Annotated in this window: 16 protein-coding genes; 8 read left to right on the top strand and 8 right to left on the bottom strand. The window is 74.2% G+C overall.

All coding sequences use genetic code 11. The features are described 5' to 3' along the window. Positions 1-25 precede the first annotated feature (25 nt). On the top strand, positions 26-496 hold the full coding sequence (locus OKX07_RS05330; protein WP_265630817.1) for a MarR family winged helix-turn-helix transcriptional regulator: 471 nt from the start codon (positions 26-28) through the stop codon (positions 494-496). 44 nt (positions 497-540) lie between these two features. Here OKX07_RS05330 and OKX07_RS05325 read toward each other — a convergent pair whose 3' ends face one another. Beyond that, positions 541-1,908: a PhoH family protein gene (locus tag OKX07_RS05325; RefSeq protein ID WP_265631815.1), complete on the bottom strand. Its 1,368-nt coding sequence runs from the start codon at positions 1,906-1,908 to the stop codon at positions 541-543. A gap of 370 nt (positions 1,909-2,278) precedes the next feature. Then, the gene (locus tag OKX07_RS05320; protein ID WP_265631814.1) at positions 2,279-3,040 is read right to left on the bottom strand and encodes an isoprenyl transferase; all 762 of its coding nucleotides are present in this window, start codon (positions 3,038-3,040) and stop codon (positions 2,279-2,281) included. 146 nt (positions 3,041-3,186) lie between these two features. Here OKX07_RS05320 and trhA point away from each other — a divergent pair, with 146 nt between their 5' ends. Beyond that, on the top strand, positions 3,187-3,990 hold the full coding sequence (gene trhA, locus OKX07_RS05315) for a PAQR family membrane homeostasis protein TrhA (RefSeq protein WP_265630816.1): 804 nt from the start codon (positions 3,187-3,189) through the stop codon (positions 3,988-3,990). A 35-nt stretch (positions 3,991-4,025) separates the two neighbouring features. Here the strand turns inward: trhA and OKX07_RS05310 are convergent, their stop codons facing one another. The 3 genes from OKX07_RS05310 to mca are packed head-to-tail and all read right to left on the bottom strand — an operon-like array spanning position 4,026 to position 6,078. After that, positions 4,026-4,871, bottom strand: a complete 846-nt coding sequence (locus tag OKX07_RS05310) for a carbon-nitrogen hydrolase family protein (RefSeq protein ID WP_265630815.1) — start codon at positions 4,869-4,871, stop codon at positions 4,026-4,028. Next, positions 4,868-5,218: a hypothetical protein gene (locus OKX07_RS05305; RefSeq protein WP_265630814.1), complete on the bottom strand. Its 351-nt coding sequence runs from the start codon at positions 5,216-5,218 to the stop codon at positions 4,868-4,870. Before OKX07_RS05305 ends, OKX07_RS05310 begins: the two co-directional genes overlap by 4 nt. Next, positions 5,215-6,078: a mycothiol conjugate amidase Mca gene (gene mca, locus OKX07_RS05300; protein ID WP_265630813.1), complete on the bottom strand. Its 864-nt coding sequence runs from the start codon at positions 6,076-6,078 to the stop codon at positions 5,215-5,217. The genes OKX07_RS05305 and mca overlap by 4 nt, the downstream gene beginning before the upstream one ends. Positions 6,079-6,228: 150 nt before the next feature. Between mca and OKX07_RS05295 the strand changes: the two genes are divergently transcribed. Both OKX07_RS05295 and greA read left to right on the top strand, forming a co-directional pair. After that, on the top strand, positions 6,229-6,633 hold the full coding sequence (locus OKX07_RS05295; RefSeq protein WP_265630812.1) for a DUF4307 domain-containing protein: 405 nt from the start codon (positions 6,229-6,231) through the stop codon (positions 6,631-6,633). Positions 6,634-6,945: 312 nt separating this feature from the next. After that, positions 6,946-7,431, top strand: a complete 486-nt coding sequence (gene greA, locus OKX07_RS05290) for a transcription elongation factor GreA (RefSeq protein WP_265630811.1) — start codon at positions 6,946-6,948, stop codon at positions 7,429-7,431. A gap of 84 nt (positions 7,432-7,515) precedes the next feature. Here greA and ilvA read toward each other — a convergent pair whose 3' ends face one another. Genes ilvA through OKX07_RS05275 form a run of 3 tightly spaced genes read right to left on the bottom strand, consistent with a single transcriptional unit; the run spans position 7,516 to position 11,227 of the window. Beyond that, on the bottom strand, positions 7,516-8,727 hold the full coding sequence (ilvA, locus tag OKX07_RS05285) for a threonine ammonia-lyase (protein ID WP_265630810.1): 1,212 nt from the start codon (positions 8,725-8,727) through the stop codon (positions 7,516-7,518). Then, positions 8,724-9,995, bottom strand: coding sequence for an AI-2E family transporter (locus OKX07_RS05280; RefSeq protein WP_416220826.1), 1,272 nt, complete (start codon positions 9,993-9,995; stop codon positions 8,724-8,726). Before OKX07_RS05280 ends, ilvA begins: the two co-directional genes overlap by 4 nt. Beyond that, positions 9,992-11,227, bottom strand: a complete 1,236-nt coding sequence (locus OKX07_RS05275; protein WP_265630809.1) for a cystathionine gamma-synthase — start codon at positions 11,225-11,227, stop codon at positions 9,992-9,994. Before OKX07_RS05275 ends, OKX07_RS05280 begins: the two co-directional genes overlap by 4 nt. A 117-nt stretch (positions 11,228-11,344) precedes the next feature. Between OKX07_RS05275 and msrA the strand changes: the two genes are divergently transcribed. The 4 genes from msrA (at position 11,345) to OKX07_RS05255 (ending at position 16,175) form a co-directional block, all read left to right on the top strand. Further along, a complete protein-coding gene (gene msrA / locus OKX07_RS05270; RefSeq protein ID WP_265630808.1) occupies positions 11,345-12,022 on the top strand; it encodes a peptide-methionine (S)-S-oxide reductase MsrA in 678 nt (225 codons plus the stop codon). 185 nt (positions 12,023-12,207) lie between these two features. Next, positions 12,208-13,776, top strand: coding sequence for an ATP-dependent DNA ligase (locus OKX07_RS05265; protein ID WP_265630807.1), 1,569 nt, complete (start codon positions 12,208-12,210; stop codon positions 13,774-13,776). A gap of 369 nt (positions 13,777-14,145) precedes the next feature. Then, entirely contained in the window at positions 14,146-14,889 is a 744-nt protein-coding gene (locus OKX07_RS05260) for a type II CAAX prenyl endopeptidase Rce1 family protein (protein ID WP_265631812.1), read from the top strand. Between the two features lie 11 nt (positions 14,890-14,900). After that, the gene (locus OKX07_RS05255) at positions 14,901-16,175 is read left to right on the top strand and encodes an FAD-binding protein (RefSeq protein WP_265630805.1); all 1,275 of its coding nucleotides are present in this window, start codon (positions 14,901-14,903) and stop codon (positions 16,173-16,175) included. Positions 16,176-16,212: the final 37 nt, after the last annotated feature.

The following is a 16,212-nucleotide window of genomic DNA, read 5'->3' as shown; positions in this document are numbered from 1 at the left end:
TTCACGGGAACAGTAGGTGATGTAGTTGCAGAGCACAACCTTTCCGGACGACGTGCTGCGCCGGTTCCTGCAGCAGGTCGCCCGCACGAGCGGGCTCCTCGACGTCGCCGGACGGCCCCACGAGCACGCCGGGATCCGGCTGTCGGTGTCCGAGACGTTCGCCCTGGGCGAGCTGGCCGAGGCCGAGGTCCTCTCTCAGCAGGAGCTGGCCGACCGGCTGGGCCTGGAGAAGAGCACCGTCAGCCGGCTCGCGGAGGGGATGGCGCACCGCGGCTGGCTCACCCGCGAGCGCGCCGACGACGACCGCCGCCTGTACCGGTTGCGCCTGACGCCCGAGGGCAAGGACGTGGCCGACCGCGTCGGCGCCGAGGTGCGCGCCCACCACGAGCACCTGCTCGCACGGCTCAGCGCCACGGAGCGCCGCGCGCTCGGCGTCGGGCTCGGCGCCCTCGTCCGCGAGCTGGCCGCCTGGCACGCCGACCCCGGGCACGGCTGAACGCCCGGACCCGCACGACGGCGGGCCCGGGCGTCCGGACCGCGTCAGGCCTCGATGCCCTCGAACAGCTCGGTGACCAGCGCCGCGACGGGCGAACGCTCGGAGCGCGTGAGGGTCACGTGCGCGAACAGCGGGTGCCCCTTGAGCGCCTCGATGACCGCCGCGACCCCGTCGTGCCGGCCGACGCGCAGGTTGTCGCGCTGCGCGACGTCGTGCGTCAGGACGACGCGCGACGACTGCCCGATGCGCGAGAGCACCGTCAGCAGGACGTTGCGCTCGAGCGACTGCGCCTCGTCCACGATCACGAACGCGTCGTGCAGCGACCGGCCGCGGATGTGCGTCAGCGGCAGCACCTCGAGGATGTCGCGGTCGAGGATCTCCTCGACGACCTCCTTGCTGACGATCGCACCCAGGGTGTCGAACACGGCCTGCGCCCAGGGGCTCATCTTCTCGGCCGAGTCGCCCGGCAGGTAGCCCAGGTCCTGCCCCCCCACCGCGTACAGCGGCCGGAACACCATGACCTTGCGGTGCTGCCGGCGCTCGAGGACGGCCTCGAGACCCGCGCACAGCGCGAGCGCCGACTTGCCCGTCCCCGCCCGGCCGCCGAGCGACACGATGCCGATCTCCTCGTCGAGGAGCAGGTCGATCGCGACGCGCTGCTCGGCCGACCGGCCGTGCACCCCGAACACGTCCTGGTCGCCGCGGACGAGCTGCACGTGCTTGTCCGCCGTGACCCGTCCCAGCGCCGAGCCGCGCGGGCTGTGCAGGACCAGGCCCGTGTGGCACGGCAGGTCGGTCGGACCGGCCGTGAGCGCGGAGCCCGCGGCGGCCACGTCCGCGAGCGCGACCGACTCGTGCTCCCACAGGTCGGCCATCTGCTGCTCGGTCACGTCGAGCGCGTCCATCCCCGTCCAGCCGGAGTCGACCATGAGCCCGGCGCGGTACTCCTCGGCCTTGAGGCCGACGGCCGAGGCCTTGACGCGCATGGGCAGGTCCTTCGACACCACGATCACGTGCTGCCCCTCGGCGGCGAGGTTCGCCGCGACCGCCAGGATGCGCGTGTCGTTGTCGCCCAGGCGGAAGCCGGCGGGCAGCACGGACGGGTCGACGTGGTTGAGCTCGACCCGCAGCGTGCCGCCCTCGTCGGTCACCGGCAGGGGCGCGTCCAGGCGCCCGTGCTTGATGCGCAGGTCGTCCAGGAGGCGCAGCGCGCTGCGCGCGTAGTAGCCGAGCTCGGCGTGGTGGCGCTTGGCCTCGAGCTCGGTGATCACGACGACGGGGAGCACGACGTCCTGCTCGGCGAACCGCAGGATCGCGCGCGGGTCGGACAGCAGGACGGACGTGTCGATCACGTAGGTCAGGCGGGGGGCGGGGTCGACGGTGGTCCCGGCGGCGGCGTCGTCGCTCGTCACGGGCGTGGTTCCCAGGTCGTGCTGCGAGGTGTGGTCCACGGCAGGCTCCCCTCGGCGCCTCGGCGCCGGTCTGGGCGCTTCGCGACGGTCCCTGGCGCGGCTGCGCACGCGGATCGACGTTCGGCGTCGGGACGGGGTCGGCCGGCCGAGGGCCGGATCCGGCCCTCCTCCCGGAGCGCATGCTCCATGGGCTGGCCTCCCGGGACGACGGGTGTCGTCCTTCACGCCGAACGTAACCCGCTTCGGAAGCGCGACGACACGACACGCGTCACGACACGCGAGAAGTCACGTGCCGTTCACACGCCCGACGTACCCGACGTCGCGAGGGGGCGATCCAGCCCCGTCCGGGGAGCTGCCGGCACGCCCCGGCTCAGCGGCCGAGGCGACGCTCGCGCTGGCTGTAGGCCCGCACGGCGCGCAGGAAGTCGACGCGCCGAAAGTCCGGCCAGTATGCCTCGCAGAAGTAGAACTCGGAGTGCGCGCTCTGCCACAGCAGGAACCCGCCGAGCCGCTGCTCCCCCGACGTGCGGATGACGAGGTCCGGGTCGGGCTGGCCCTTGGTGTAGAGGTGCTCGGCGATGTGCTCGACGTCGAACGCCTCCGCGAGGTCGTCGAGGCTCGATCCCGAGTCGGCGTGCATGCGCAGGAACGCGCGCACGGCGTCCGCGATCTCGCGCCGCCCGCCGTACCCGACGGCGGCGTTGACGTGCAGCCCCTGCACGTCGGCGGTGGCGTCCTGCGCGGCCTTCAGCGCGGCGGCCGTGCAGTCGGGCAGCATGTCGAGCGCCCCGACCGCCTGCACGCGCCACCGCCTCTCGGCGGCGAGCTCCCCGACGACGTCCTCGATGACCTGCAGCAGGTCGCCGAGCTCGGACGGGTCGCGCTCGAGGTTGTCCGTCGACAGCAGCCACAGCGTGACGACCTCGACGCCGATGTCCTCGCTCCACTGCAGCAGGTCGCTGATCTTGTCCGCGCCCTTGCGGTGCCCGTGCGCGGACGACAGCCCGCTGCCGCGCGCCCACCGCCGGTTGCCGTCGAGGATGACACCGACGTGGCGCGGCACCTGGTCCGCGGGCAGCGAGGCGGCGAGGCGGCGTTCGTACAGGCCGTACAGCGGGTGCGGCAGGCGCACGCGTAGCCTCCAGGGGACGAACCGGTGGATCGCGTCCACGGTACTCGCCACGGCGCACGCGCGGGACGAGGTCCTGGATCGGTCCCACCTACGGTGTCGTAACCTACGGGTACGTAGGTTCGAGCACGAAGGCGGTCACCCCAGCGATGAGCACTCCCCCGGCACACGGTCGGCACCCGGTCCGGTCCTCGCACGACGACCCGTCGCTGCAGCCCGTGGACGGGTCCGGTCCCGGCGCGACCGGCACGACCGACGACGGCCCCGTGGCACGCGCCGCGGACGCCGTCGGCGACGCCGTCGAGGCCGCCGTCGACACCCTCAAGCCCCGGTTGCGCGGCTGGGTCCACGCCGGGGTCGCGCCCTTCGTCCTGGTGGCCTCCCTCGTGCTCGTCGCGATGTCCCCGACGCCGGCCGCCCGGTGGTCCAACGCCGTCTTCGGGGTGTCGGCCGTCCTGATGTTCGGGACGAGCGCCGTCTACCACCGCGGCACCTGGACGCCCCGCGTCCAGGCCACGCTGCGACGCCTGGACCACACCAACATCTTCCTCATCATCGCGGGCACCTACACGCCGCTCGCGGTGCTCCTGCTCCCCGCCGCGACGGCCCGCACGCTGCTGGTCGTGGTGTGGACCGGTGCGCTCGTCGGGGTGCTGGCCCGCGTCTTCTGGCTCGGCGCGCCGCGCTGGGTCTACGTGCCGATCTACCTGGCCCTCGGCTGGGTCGCCGTCGGGTACTTCCCGCAGTTCTGGCGCACCGGTGGGGCCACCATCGTGTGGCTCATCGCCGTCGGCGGCCTCGCGTACACCGTCGGGGCGATCGTCTACGGCCTCAAGCGTCCCAACCCCAGCCCGCGCTGGTTCGGGTTCCACGAGGTCTTCCACGTGCTGACCGTGGTCGGCTACACCTGCCACTTCGTCGCGGTGGCGATCGCGACGTCGCGCGCCGGCTGACACCGCCGGGCCGCACCGCGCCGCGCCTCGCGCCCTCAGTCCCGCGGGACCACCGCGTACCGACGGTTGGTGAGAGACGGGTTGCGCTCGCGGACCCCCGCGAGCTCGGTCGCGTCCAGGTCGACGGTGCGCAGCTGGGGCTTCTCGTCCGCCTCGAGCCCGACCACGCCGTCCGGCCCGACGACGAGCGACCGTCCGACCACCCCGCGTCCCGCCTGCCCGACCGCGACGACCGCCGCCGTGTTCTCGATCGCGCGCGCGACCGCGAGCGCCCGCCAGTGCATGGCCTTGAGGTCGCCGGACGCCCAGGCGGCCGGCACGACCAGCACCTGCGCGCCCGCGTCCACCAGGCGGCGCGCCGACTCGGGGAACCGCAGGTCGTAGCAGGTCATCACACCGAACCGCAGGCCGGCGACGTCGAGCACGAGCGGGGGCGCGTCCACGGGGCCGGGCGCGAGGCGCTCCGACTCGCGGTGCCCGAACGCGTCGTAGAGGTGCACCTTGCGGTACACGCCGACGAGCTGCCCGGCCCCGTCGACGGCCACGACCGCGTTCACGGCGCGAGGGCGCCCCTGCGCGTCGGGCGCACCGCCGGGCAGCACCGTTCCCGCGATCACTGCCACCCCGGACGCGGCCGCGTCCTCGCGCAGCATCGTGACGAACGGCCCGTCCAGCGGCTCGGCCAGCTCGACGCCGACGCCGCGCGGGTCGTAGGCCGCGGCGTACTCGGGCAGCACGACCAGGTCGGCCCGGGTGCGCGCCGCCGTCCGCACGGCGTCGTGCGCCGCGATCCGGTTGGCGTCCCGGTCGGTGCCGACCTCCAGCTGCGCGACGGTGACGCGCACGGCCGGTCGCTGCGGGGGTGCGGGCCGGTCGCTCATCGCGGCTCGTCGTCCGTGCGGCGGCCGGGCGGCGCGTCCGGCGGGTCGTCCGGCGGGTCGTCCCCGGCCGCGTCGTCGCGCGCGGCAGCGGCCGACGGCACGGCCGGACCCGCCACTGCCCCGCGAGACGGCGCCGCGGACGTCCGGAGCCGCTCGCGGTGGTCGGCGCGGCGCATGCGCCGCGTGAACGACACCGCGAGCACGATGATCGCGAGCGCCAGCAGGAACGTCGCGACGAAGCCCGCGAACCCCGGCGAGCCCTCCTCCGGGCTCTCGATCGTGGGCCCGGGCAACCGCTCGGTCCACCGCACGCCGGCGACCAGGGCCGTCGCCACCAGCGGGTTCATCGTGCGTGCTCCGTCCCGCGGATGCCCGCGAACAGGTCGGTCTCCGGCAGCGTCGTCTCCACGCGGGACTGCGCGAGCTCGTACTCCTCGTCACGCCACGTCGCCGCCTCGACCTCCCGCGGGACGGCGAAGAACCAGCCCTCGGGGTCGATCTGGGTCGCGTGCGCGCGCAGGGCGGCGTCGCGCTGCGCGAAGTACGCGGAGCACTCGATCCGCGTCGTGACCTCCCGCTCGGGGACCTCGCGCGCCTGCCGCGAGTCGATCCAGTCGCTGAACGGGGACTCACCGCCCGCCGCGACGATCGCGTCGTGCACCGCCCGCATGCGCGCGAGCGAGAAGCCGTGGTTGTAGTAGAGCTTCAGCGGCGTCCAGGGGGTCCCTCGACCCCGGTACCGCTCGGGGTCACCGGCCGCGGCGAACGCCTCGACGGAGACCCGGTGGCACATGATGTGGTCGGGGTGCGGGTACCCGCCCGTCGGGTCGTACGTCGTCACGACGTGCGGGCGGAACTCCCGGACGACCTCGACGAGCGGCGCCGACGCCTCCTCGAGCGGGACCACCGCGAACGAGCCCTCGGGCAGCGGCGGCAGCGGGTCACCCTCGGGCAGCCCCGAGTCGACGAAGCCCAGCCAGCGCTGCTGCACGCCGAGGGCCGCGGCGGCCGCGGCCATCTCCTCGCGGCGGACGGCACGGATCGCCTCCAGGCCCACCGGGGCGGGTCCGTAGTGCGGGTTCAGCACGTCGCCGCGCTCCCCGCCCGTGCACGTCACGACGAGCACCTCGACACCCTCGGCCGCGTACCGGGCGGTGGTCGCGGCGCCCTTGCTGGACTCGTCGTCCGGGTGCGCGTGCACTGCCATCAGCCGTAGCCGGTCCGAGCTCACCGTGGATCCTCCCGTGCAGGTCGTGGGACGAGAGACAATGATCCCTCACCCCGCCGACATTCCCGCGCGCGAGCACCCGACGCGCGGCGCGGCGACCGACCGCCGACCGACACTGGAGGCCCCACCGTGGTCGCACCGGCCCCCCGCCCGCCCGCCGGGCGCTACGGACCGGAACCCACCGCCGGCACCCGCCGGCTGCAGCGCCTCGGGCTCGCCTCGCTCGTCGTGGTCGCGATGCTGGTGCTCGGCTGGATCGGCAGCGGGGTCCTGCGCGACCCGGTGCAGTGGCAGGACGTCGGCTACCGCGTCGACGGGCCGTCGTCCACGGAGGTGACCTTCGACGTCACCAGCGCGGTAGGCACCGCCGTGACGTGCCGGGTGCAGGCCCTGTCCGCGTCGTACGCGCAGGTGGGGGTCCGGGACGTCCCCGTGCCTGCCGCGCAGACCCGCACCCGCCGCGTGACCGTCACGGTGCCGACGGTGGAGCTCGCGGTCACGGGCGTCGTGGACGACTGCCGCCCCGCGGGCTGACGGGCCGCGGGCTGACGGCCCGCCCAGGCGTCGTCACGCACCCGTCCGCCGGCCCGTCCCACCGTCTGTCCGAGCGCCCGTCCACCGCCCGTCCACCGTCCGTCGAGGCCTGTCACACCCTGCCGCCGTGCGGTTGGTACGATGGACGTTTACGCCGCCCCCGGTCCGGCGTCGTACGACAGGTGGACGCGACCGCGGTGGCAGGCACTGGCTGCCCTCGCCGCATGTCGCAGCACATCTGTCGGACGTGCTGGACCAGGGCGTTCGCGTCGCCGGGCACCGGCGGCCACCCAGGTGAGGGAAGGAGCGATCGTGACCGACACGACTGTCGCCACATGGCTGACGCAGGAGGCCTACGACCGCCTCAAGGAGGAGCTCGCGCACCTCGAGACGGTGGGGCGCAGGGACATCACGGACCGCATCGCGGCGGCCCGTGACGAGGGCGACCTCAAGGAGAACGGCGGCTACCACGCCGCCCGCGAGGAGCAGGCCAAGCAGGAGGCGCGCATCCGCGAGCTGCAGGCCAAGCTGCGCAACGTGCAGATCGGCACGCCGCCCGACGACGGCGTCGTCGAGCCCGGCATGGTCGTCACCGCGGTCGTCGGCGGGGACGAGATGACGTTCCTGCTCGGCTCCCGCGAGATCGCGGGCAGCGCCGACATCGACGTCTTCTCCCCGACGTCGCCGCTGGGGGCCTCGATCCACGGCCACAAGGTCGGCGACACGACGTCCTACGAGGCGCCCACCGGCCGCGAGATCCCGGTCGAGATCAAGGCGGCCAGCCCCTTCCAGGGCTGACCCGCCCCGCCGAGTGCGGGGGAAGCGGCTCGAGCACGGGGGGAACGAACCCCGCAGTCGAGCCGGTTCCCCCGCACTCGGCGTCTAGGCGTCCGTGAGGCGGTAGCCCGCGGTGCGCAGGCCTGCCAGGACCACGGCGCAGTGCTCCGGGCCCTTCGTCTCGATCTGCAGGTCGATCGCGACGTCGCTGAACGCCAGGTCGCCGCCCGTGCGCAGGTGGCTCACGTGCATGACGTTGCCGCCCATGGTCGCGACCTCCCGCAGCAGCTCCGCGAGCGCACCCGGGGTGTCCTCGACGACGACGTGCAGCTGCAGGAACCGCCCCGCGGACGCCAACCCGTGCCGCACGACGCGCAGCAGCACCAGCGGGTCGATGTTGCCGCCCGACAGCACGCACACGACCGGCCGGCCGTCCCCGCCGGCGATGCCCCGCGGGTCCGCCATGAGCGCCGCGACGGCGGCCGCCCCCGACGGCTCGACCACCAGCTTGGCGCGCTCGGCGACCAGCAGCAGCGCCCGCGACAGGTCCTCCTCCGAGACCGTCCGCACCGGCACGCGGTGGCTGTGGAGGACCTCGAACGGGACGACCCCCGGCGTGCCCACGGCGATGCCGTCGGCCATGGTCCGCAGCTCCGGCGCGGCCACGGGCCGCCCCGCCGCGAGCGACACCGGGTACGCCGCCGCGCGGGCGGCCTGCACGCCGACGACGCGCACGTCGGGCCGGTCGTCGAGCGCCGCCGTGATGCCCGCGGCGAGCCCCCCGCCACCGACGGGCACGACGATCGTGCCCACGTCGGGGACCTGCTCGAGCACCTCCAGCGCGACCGTGCCCTGACCGGCGTCCACGTCGGGGTGGTCGAAGGGGTGGATGAGGACGGCGCCCGTCCGCTCCGCGTGCTCGCGCGCCGAGACGAGCGCCTCGTCGACGGACGTGCCGACCAGCTCGACGTGCGCGCCGTACCCCCGCGTCGCCGCGATCTTGGGCAGGGCGGCGTCGACGGGCATGAAGATGACCGCGTCGAGCCCGAGGATCCCGGCGGCGAGCGCGACGCCCTGCGCGTGGTTGCCGGCGCTCGCCGCGACGACCCCGCGGGCCTGCTCGTCCGCGGTCAGCCGCGCCATGCGGGTGTAGGCGCCACGGATCTTGAACGAGCCCGCGCGCTGCAGGTTCTCGCACTTGAGCCAGACATCCGCGCCGACCAGCTGCGACAGGGCCCGGCTGCGCTGCACGGGCGTGCGCTCCGCGACGCCCTGCAGCAGCACCGCCGCGGCACGGACGTCCGCCGGGCCGATCACGGCGCCGCGGGCGGCGCGCCCGTCGCGCCCGGAACCCCGCCCGCGCCGTCACGTGCCGCCTGCGCCTCCGACTCCGCCTCCGCGGCGGCGGCCACCGCACGGTCGAGCACGGGGTGGCCCTTGGCGCGGATGGGCACGTGGTCGCCCATCCCGAGCTGGGGGAACTTGTCGTGGCCGTGCAGGTACAGGACGACGGTGTTGAGGACTGCGGCGATCGGTACGGCGAACAACGCGCCGACGATCCCGGCGACCAGCGAGCCCGACGTGACGACGAGCAGCACCGCCACGGGGTGCAGCGACACCGCGTGGCCCATGAGGAAGGGCTGCAGCACGTGCCCCTCGAGCTGCTGCACGAGCAGCACGACGCCCAGCATGATGAGCGCGGACACCCAGCCCTGCGTGACCAGCGCGACCAGGACGGCGATGGAGCCGGTGATGATCGCGCCGACGAACGGGATGAACGAGCCGAAGAACACCAGGACGGCCAGCGGCACGACGAGCGGCAGCTGCAGGAACGCCGCCCCGAGGCCGATGCCGACGGCGTCGACGCCCGCGACGAGGATCTGCGTCCGGGTGTACGCGCCGAGCGTCACCCAGCCGCGCCGACCCGCCTGATGGACCCGCTCGCGCGACCCGCGGGGCAGCAGCCCGACGAGCCACGCCCACACCGACCGGCCGTCGATGAGGAAGAACAGCGTGCAGAACAGCGCGATCAACGTGCCCGCGGCGACGTGCCCCACGGTCACGCCGACGGACAGCGCCCCCGACACGATCTGCTGACCGCTCGACGCGGTCGCGTCCTGCAGCTGCTGCAGGTAGGCGTCGATCTCCGCGGTCCCCAGCTGCAGGGGTCCCTCGGCGAGCCACGTCGTGAGCTGCGCGAAGCCGTCCTGGGCCTGGTCCCACAGCTCGGCGATGCCGTTGACGATGGAGCGTCCCGCGAGCGTGAGCATGCCCGCGACGAGCGCGAGGAGCAGCACGAGCGCCGTGCCGGCCGCGGCGGCCCGCGGCAGCCGGGCGTACCGCTGCAGCGCCCGCACCACCGGTGAGAGCAGCACCGTGAGCAGCAGCGCGACGGCGACGGGCACGACGATCACCTTGAGCGCCGCGACGAGCCACAGGCCCGCTGCGATCGCCGCGAGGATCACGAGCGCGCGCCACGACCAGCCCGCCCACGCGCGCACCGTCGCCGGCACGGGGTCCGGACGCTCGGTCACGCCGACCACCGGCAGGGCCGGGTCGTGGTCGGGCGCCTGCGACGTGCTCACCGACCGAGACCCGCGGTCGCGAGCGCCTGCTCGAGGTCGGCGAGCAGGTCGTCGAGGTCCTCGATGCCGACCGACAGCCGCACGAGGTCGTCGGGCACCTCCAGGGCGGTCCCCGCGACGGACCCGTGCGTCATGCGCCCCGGGTGCTCGACGAGCGACTCGACCCCGCCGAGCGACTCCGCGAGCGTGAACACGTGCGTCGCCGCGCAGACCGCGACCGCCGAGTCGACCGAGCCGGTGCGGAACGCGACCATGCCGCCGAACCCGCGCATCTGACGGGCCGCGACCTCGTGGCCCGGGTGCTCCGCCAGGCCGGGCCACAGCACCTCGCGCACGCCCGGGTGCTCGACGAGGAACCGGGCGACGGCCTGCGCGTTGGCGACGTGCCGGTCCATGCGGACGGCGAGCGTCTTCAGGCCGCGGAGGGTCAGCCACGCGTCGAACGGGCCGGCGACGGCGCCGGACGCGTTCTGCAAGAACCCGACCGCGTCGCGCAGCGCCGTCGTCCCCGTGGGGCCCTCGGTGCCGGCCGGCAGCTGCGCGCCGTCGGCCACGACCACGGCGCCGCCCACCACGTCGGAGTGACCCCCGATGTACTTGGTCGTCGAGTGGACCACCGCGTCCGCACCGAGGTCGAGCGGCTGCTGCAGGTACGGCGTGGCGAACGTGTTGTCGACGACGAGCACCGCGCCGGCCGAGCGGGCGTGCGTCGCGATGGCGGCGATGTCCGCGATGCCGAGCAGCGGGTTGGTCGGCGTCTCGACCCAGATCACCTTGGTGCGGCCCGGCTGGATCGCCGCGAGCACCGCATCGGCGTCGGACAGGTCGACGGGCGTGTGGTCGATCCCCCACGGGCCCAGGACCCGCGCGACCAGGCGGTACGTGCCGCCGTACGCGTCGTTGGGGATCACCACGTGGTCGCCGGGCCGCAGCACCGCGCGCAGCAGCGTGTCCTCCGCCGCCAGGCCGGACGCGAACGCGAACGCCGCCGCACCGCCCTCGACGGCGGCCAGCGCCTCCTGCAGCGCATCGCGCGTCGGGTTGCCCGAGCGGGAGTACTCGTAGCCGCCACGCAGGCCGCCGACGCCGTCCTGCTTGTACGTGGAGACCTGGTGGATGGGCGGCACGACCGCACCTGTGCGGGGGTCGGGGTCCTGACCTGCATGGATGGCGCGGGTCGAGAAGCCGGAGTCGGTCCAGTCGTGGGTGTGCGCAAGCGGGTCGTGGGTCACGCACCCAGGCTAGGCGCAGGACGACGCACGAGCGCGTGGCGGCACGCACCAGGCGGCGGAACACGGCCCGTGGGGCGGCTGTTGCACGTCGTGGAGCCGATTCTCAAGGAGATGATCATGGCCTCGTTGTTCGAGACGCTGCTCGGCACGTCCCTGCGCACCACCATGGTGGACGCGGAGCACGCGATGAAGGGCCGGGAAGCGTCCGCGTACCCGGTGCCCGGGACGCACGCGGTGCTGGGCACGCCGCTGCAGGGCCCGTGGCCCGAGGGCACCCGCGTGCTGTACCTGGCGTCGGGGTGCTTCTGGGGTGCGGAGAAGGAGGCCTGGCAGCTCCCAGGCGTCGTCACCACCGCTGTCGGGTACATGGGCGGCTTCACGCCCTTCCCGACGTACGAGGAGACGTGCACCGGCCGCACGGGCCACACCGAGACGGTGATGGTCGCGTACGACCCGACCGTCCTGTCCGACGTCGACCTGATGCGGCACTTCTGGGAGGAGCACGACCCGACCCAGGGCTTCCGCCAGGGCAACGACGTGGGCACGCAGTACCGCTCCGCGGTGTTCTTCACGACGCCCGAGCAGGAGGCCGCCGCGCGCGAGACCCGCGACACCTACGCGCCGCTGCTCAAGGCCCGCGGCTACGGCGACGTGACCACGGAGATCCGGTCCGTCGAGGACGCCGGCACGTTCTACTACGCCGAGGGCCCGCACCAGCAGTACCTGCGCAAGAACCCGGGCGGCTACTGCCCGGTCAACTCCACGGGCGTCGCCTGCCCGATGCCGCAGGCGTGATGCGAGCCGGATTGCTCTCTCACCCGGTGGTGAGAGAGCAATCCACCCCACCCCCAGGTGGTGAGAGAGCAATCCAGCCCACCCCCCGGTGGTGAGAGAGCAATCCAGCCCGCGCTGGATTGCTCTCTCGCGGCCCTTGAGGGGTTGCGGGGGCGGGTGTCGGTGGGGCGGGTCAGGATGGGCGCATGTTGTTCGACGACGTCGCCGACGCGTCCGCGCAGGTCGCCGCCACCCGGTCCCGGCTGGCGAAGCGCGCGGTGCTGGTCGACGTGCTGCGGCGGGCCGCGGCCGACGGGCCGGAGGACGTCGCGGTCGTGTCGCGCTACCTCGGCGGGGAGCTGCGGCAGCGGCGCACGGGGTTGGGGTGGCGGTCGCTGGCCGGGATGCCCGGACCCGCGGACGCGCCGACGCTGACCGTGCGCGACGTCGACGCGACCTTCGCCCTGATGGCGGGCATGTCCGGGGCAGGCTCGTCGACCGCGCGCACGGAGGCCGCACGCGCGTTGTTCGCCGCCGCCACCGAGCGCGAGCAGCGGCTGCTCGGCGGTCTGGTGAGCGGCGAGCTGCGGCAGGGTGCGCTCGACGCGCTGCTGCTCGACGCGGTCGCCGAGGCCGCGGGGGTCCCGGCAGACGTCGTCCGACGCGCCGCGATGCTGGCCGGTGAGACGGAGGCCGTGGCGGTCGCCGCGCTGGCGGCGCCCTCCCCCGACGACGCGCGCACGGCGCTCGCCGCGTTCACGCTCGCCGTCGGACGCCCCGTGCGGCCGATGCTCGCGCAGTCGGCGCCGGACGTCGCGACGGCGGTGGCCCAGCTCGTCGGGACCGCAGGCGCCGACGACGCACCACGCGCCCGGGTCGTCGTCGACACCAAGCTCGACGGCATCCGCATCCAGGTGCACCGCGACGGCGACGACGTCAGCGTCTACACGCGCAGCCTCGACGACATCACGGCGCGCGTGCCGGAGATCGTCACTGCCGTCCTCGCGCTGCCCGCGCGGACGCTCGTCCTCGACGGCGAGGCGCTCGCGCTCGACGCCGCCGGGCGGCCCCGCCCGTTCCAGGAGACGGCGTCGCGCAGCGCCACCCGCGACTCCGAGCTCGCCGCGTCGTCCGAGCTGTCCCCGTTCTTCTTCGACGTCCTGCACGTCGACGGCCGCGACCTGCTCGACGCCCCGCTGCACGAGCGGCTCGCGGTGCTCGACCAGGTCGCCGCGCCGCACGTCGTCGGGCGGGTCGTCACGTCGGACGCCGCGGTCGCGGCCGCGCACTTCGCGTCCGTCGTCGCCGCCGGGCAGGAGGGCGTCGTCGTCAAGGCCGTCGACGCCCCGTACGAGGCCGGCCGTCGCGGCGCGGCGTGGGTCAAGGTCAAGCCGCGACACACCCTCGACCTCGTCGTGCTGGCCGTCGAGCGCGGATCCGGGCGCCGTGCAGGGATGCTCTCCAACATCCACCTGGGCGCACGCGACCCGGCCGGCGGGTTCGTCATGCTCGGCAAGACGTTCAAGGGCATGACCGACGAGATGCTCGCGTGGCAGACGCAGCGCTTCCGCGAGCTCGAGGTCGCCGACGACGGCCGGGTCGTGACCCTGCGGCCCGAGCAGGTCGTCGAGATCGCGATCGACGGCCTGCAACGCTCCACGCGCTACCCGGGCGGTGTGGCCCTGCGCTTCGCGCGAGTCCTGCGCTACCGCGACGACAAGCCGGCCGCCGAGGCGGACACGATCGACGCGGTCCGCTCGCTGGCCAGTCCCTAGCACCCGACGAACCTCGACTTCGGCGGCTCACGACCCGTGATGAGCCGCCGAAGTCGCGGTTCGTCGCTGGATCGACGGGCTGGATCGACCTCTCGCGACAACCGAGGGCGAATGTGTCGGCGGGTGCGTCGGATCGCCCTGGCGGGCTGGGTTTGGCAGGGTGTGCGGGTGGCGACCAACGAGGCAGTGACCGGCCCCGCCGTGCCGGACGACGCGGCGGCGGGACGTCGCGACCGGGCCGGTGCCGCGACAGGCGGCGCGGCAGCCGGCGCCACGGCCGACGAGCGCGCCACCCCCGCCTGGGCCCGGCAGCGGATCGCGGTCTGGCGACTGGCCGCCGCGGCGCTCGTGTGCGGGTCGGCGATCCTGATGTTCGCGATCCACGTGCGCCCGCTGGCGTACCTGCCGCTCGTGCTCGGCGTCGCCCTGGGGTGGGCGGTCGACCGCGTGCTCGGCCGCGACCTGCTCGTCATCGCGGCAGGCATGGGCATCGTCAGCACGATCCCGCTGGCCGCGGACCTGACGGACCTCGGGATGCTGCAGTTCACCATCGCCCTGTCCCTGGCCGTGATCATCCCGTTCGTGCTGTCGCGGCACGTCAACGGCGACGACGTCATCCGGTTCCCGTGGCGCACCGGCAAGCGGTGGACCCGCACGCAGTGGATGTACCTGCTGTTCGTCGTCGGCGCGGGGTACCTGGTGCTGCCGTTCTACTTCCTGTCGTCCGGCGCCTACCTCAACTGGCCGACCGTCATCGAGGGGCAGGACATCGCGCGGCTGTTCGTCGGCGTCAACGCGGTGGGCACGTGGGACGAGCTGTTCTTCATCTGCACGGTGTTCGCGCTGCTGCGCCGGCACTTCGGCCTGTGGACCGCCAACGTGCTGCAGGCGATGGTGTTCGTCTCGTTCCTCTGGGAGCTCGGATACCGCGAGTGGGGCCCGCTCCTGACGATCCCGTTCGCGCTCATCCAGGGCTTCACGTTCAACCTGACGAAGTCGTTGACGTACGTCCTCGTCGTGCACCTGCTGTTCGACGCCGTCGTGTTCATGGTGCTGGTGCACGCGCACACACCGGAGCTCTTCGACTTCTTCGTCACCGCGCCCGCACGCTGAGAGGCAGACCCATGACCGACGACCTCATGACCTGGGCCGGCAGCCACACGTTCCGCGGCGGCCCGGTGGTCCACCCCGAGACGGTCGACGAGGTCGCGGACGTCGTCGCGGGCGCCCGGCACGTGCGGGCGCTGGGCTCCCGGCACTCGTTCCACGACCTCGCGGACGGTCCCGGGACGCTCGTCGTCCTCGACCGGCTCGACGTGCCGACCGTGATCGACCCCGACGCGGGCACCGTGACGGTGGGCGGCGGGGTGCGGTACGGCGAGCTCGCGCGGGACCTGCACGCGGCCGGCTGGGCGCTGCACACGATGGCGTCGCTGCCGCACATCGCGGTCGCGGGCACGGTCGCGACGGCCACGCACGGCTCGGGTGACACGGCCCCGAACCTGTCGTCGGCGGTGCGCGGGCTGGAGCTGGTCGGCGCGGGCGGCGAGATCCGCACGCTCGGCCCGAACGACCCCGAGCTGGCGGGCTCGGTGGTCGCGCTCGGCGCCCTGGGCGTCGCGACGCGCGTGACCCTCGCGGTGCAGCCGACGTACGACGTCGCGCAGGAGGTCTGGCTGGACCTGCCGTGGTCCGCGGCGCTCGACGGGTTCGACGCGCTGATGTCGTCGGCGTACTCGGTGAGCCTCTTCACGGACTGGACCGGGGACACGGTGAAGCAGGTGTGGCGCAAGCACCGCGTCGACGGCGGGACGTTCGGCGGCGGGACGCTGGGCGGCGGGCCGGATCTCGCCGGTGCGCGACGCGCCGAGCAGCCGGTGCACCCGGTGCCCGGCCAGGACCCGGCGGCCTGCACGGTGCAGGGCAGCGTGCCCGGGCCGTGGCACGAGCGCCTGCCGCACTTCCGGCTCGAGTTCACGCCCAGCGCGGGCGCGGAGCTGCAGTCCGAGTGGCTCGTCCCCCGCGCGCACGCGGTCGCGGCCATCGAGGCGCTGCGCGACCTGCGCGACCTCGTCACCCCGTTGCTGCTGATCAGCGAGGTGCGGTCCGTCGCCGGCGACGACCTGTGGCTGTCGACCGCCCACGGCGGCGACCGGGTCGCACTGCACTTCACGTGGCTGCCGCTGCGCGCGCAGGTCGACGCCGCGCTGCCCGTCATCGAGGAGGCGCTGGCCCCGTTCGGCGCCCGCCCGCACTGGGGCAAGCTCTTCGCCGACGAGCGCCACGCGCTGCGCGACCTCTACCCCCGCTGGGACGACCAGCTCGCGCTGCTGGCGCGCCGGGACCCCGACGGCGTCTTCGCGAACGACTTCCTGCTCCGCCACGGCCTGCGCGGCTGACGCTGCCGCGACCGACCGTGGCGAGCAGCGTTCGGGA

Source organism: Cellulomonas sp. S1-8, from assembly GCF_026184235.1.
Classification (GTDB): domain Bacteria; phylum Actinomycetota; class Actinomycetes; order Actinomycetales; family Cellulomonadaceae; genus Cellulomonas.
This window is presented reverse-complemented; position numbering and strand designations above follow the sequence as displayed.

Coding starts and splice junctions, on each gene's coding strand:
- trhA (WP_265630816.1), top strand. CDS start 3,187: ATGAGCACTCCCCCGGCACACGGTCGGCACCCGGTCCGGTCCTCGCAC.
- OKX07_RS05255 (WP_265630805.1), top strand. CDS start 14,901: ATGACCGACGACCTCATGACCTGGGCCGGCAGCCACACGTTCCGCGGC.
- OKX07_RS05260 (WP_265631812.1), top strand. CDS start 14,146: ATGTTCGCGATCCACGTGCGCCCGCTGGCGTACCTGCCGCTCGTGCTC.
- OKX07_RS05310 (WP_265630815.1), bottom strand. CDS start 4,871: ATGAGCGACCGGCCCGCACCCCCGCAGCGACCGGCCGTGCGCGTCACC.
- OKX07_RS05265 (WP_265630807.1), top strand. CDS start 12,208: ATGTTGTTCGACGACGTCGCCGACGCGTCCGCGCAGGTCGCCGCCACC.
- msrA (WP_265630808.1), top strand. CDS start 11,345: ATGGCCTCGTTGTTCGAGACGCTGCTCGGCACGTCCCTGCGCACCACC.
- mca (WP_265630813.1), bottom strand. CDS start 6,078: ATGGCAGTGCACGCGCACCCGGACGACGAGTCCAGCAAGGGCGCCGCG.
- OKX07_RS05305 (WP_265630814.1), bottom strand. CDS start 5,218: ATGAACCCGCTGGTGGCGACGGCCCTGGTCGCCGGCGTGCGGTGGACC.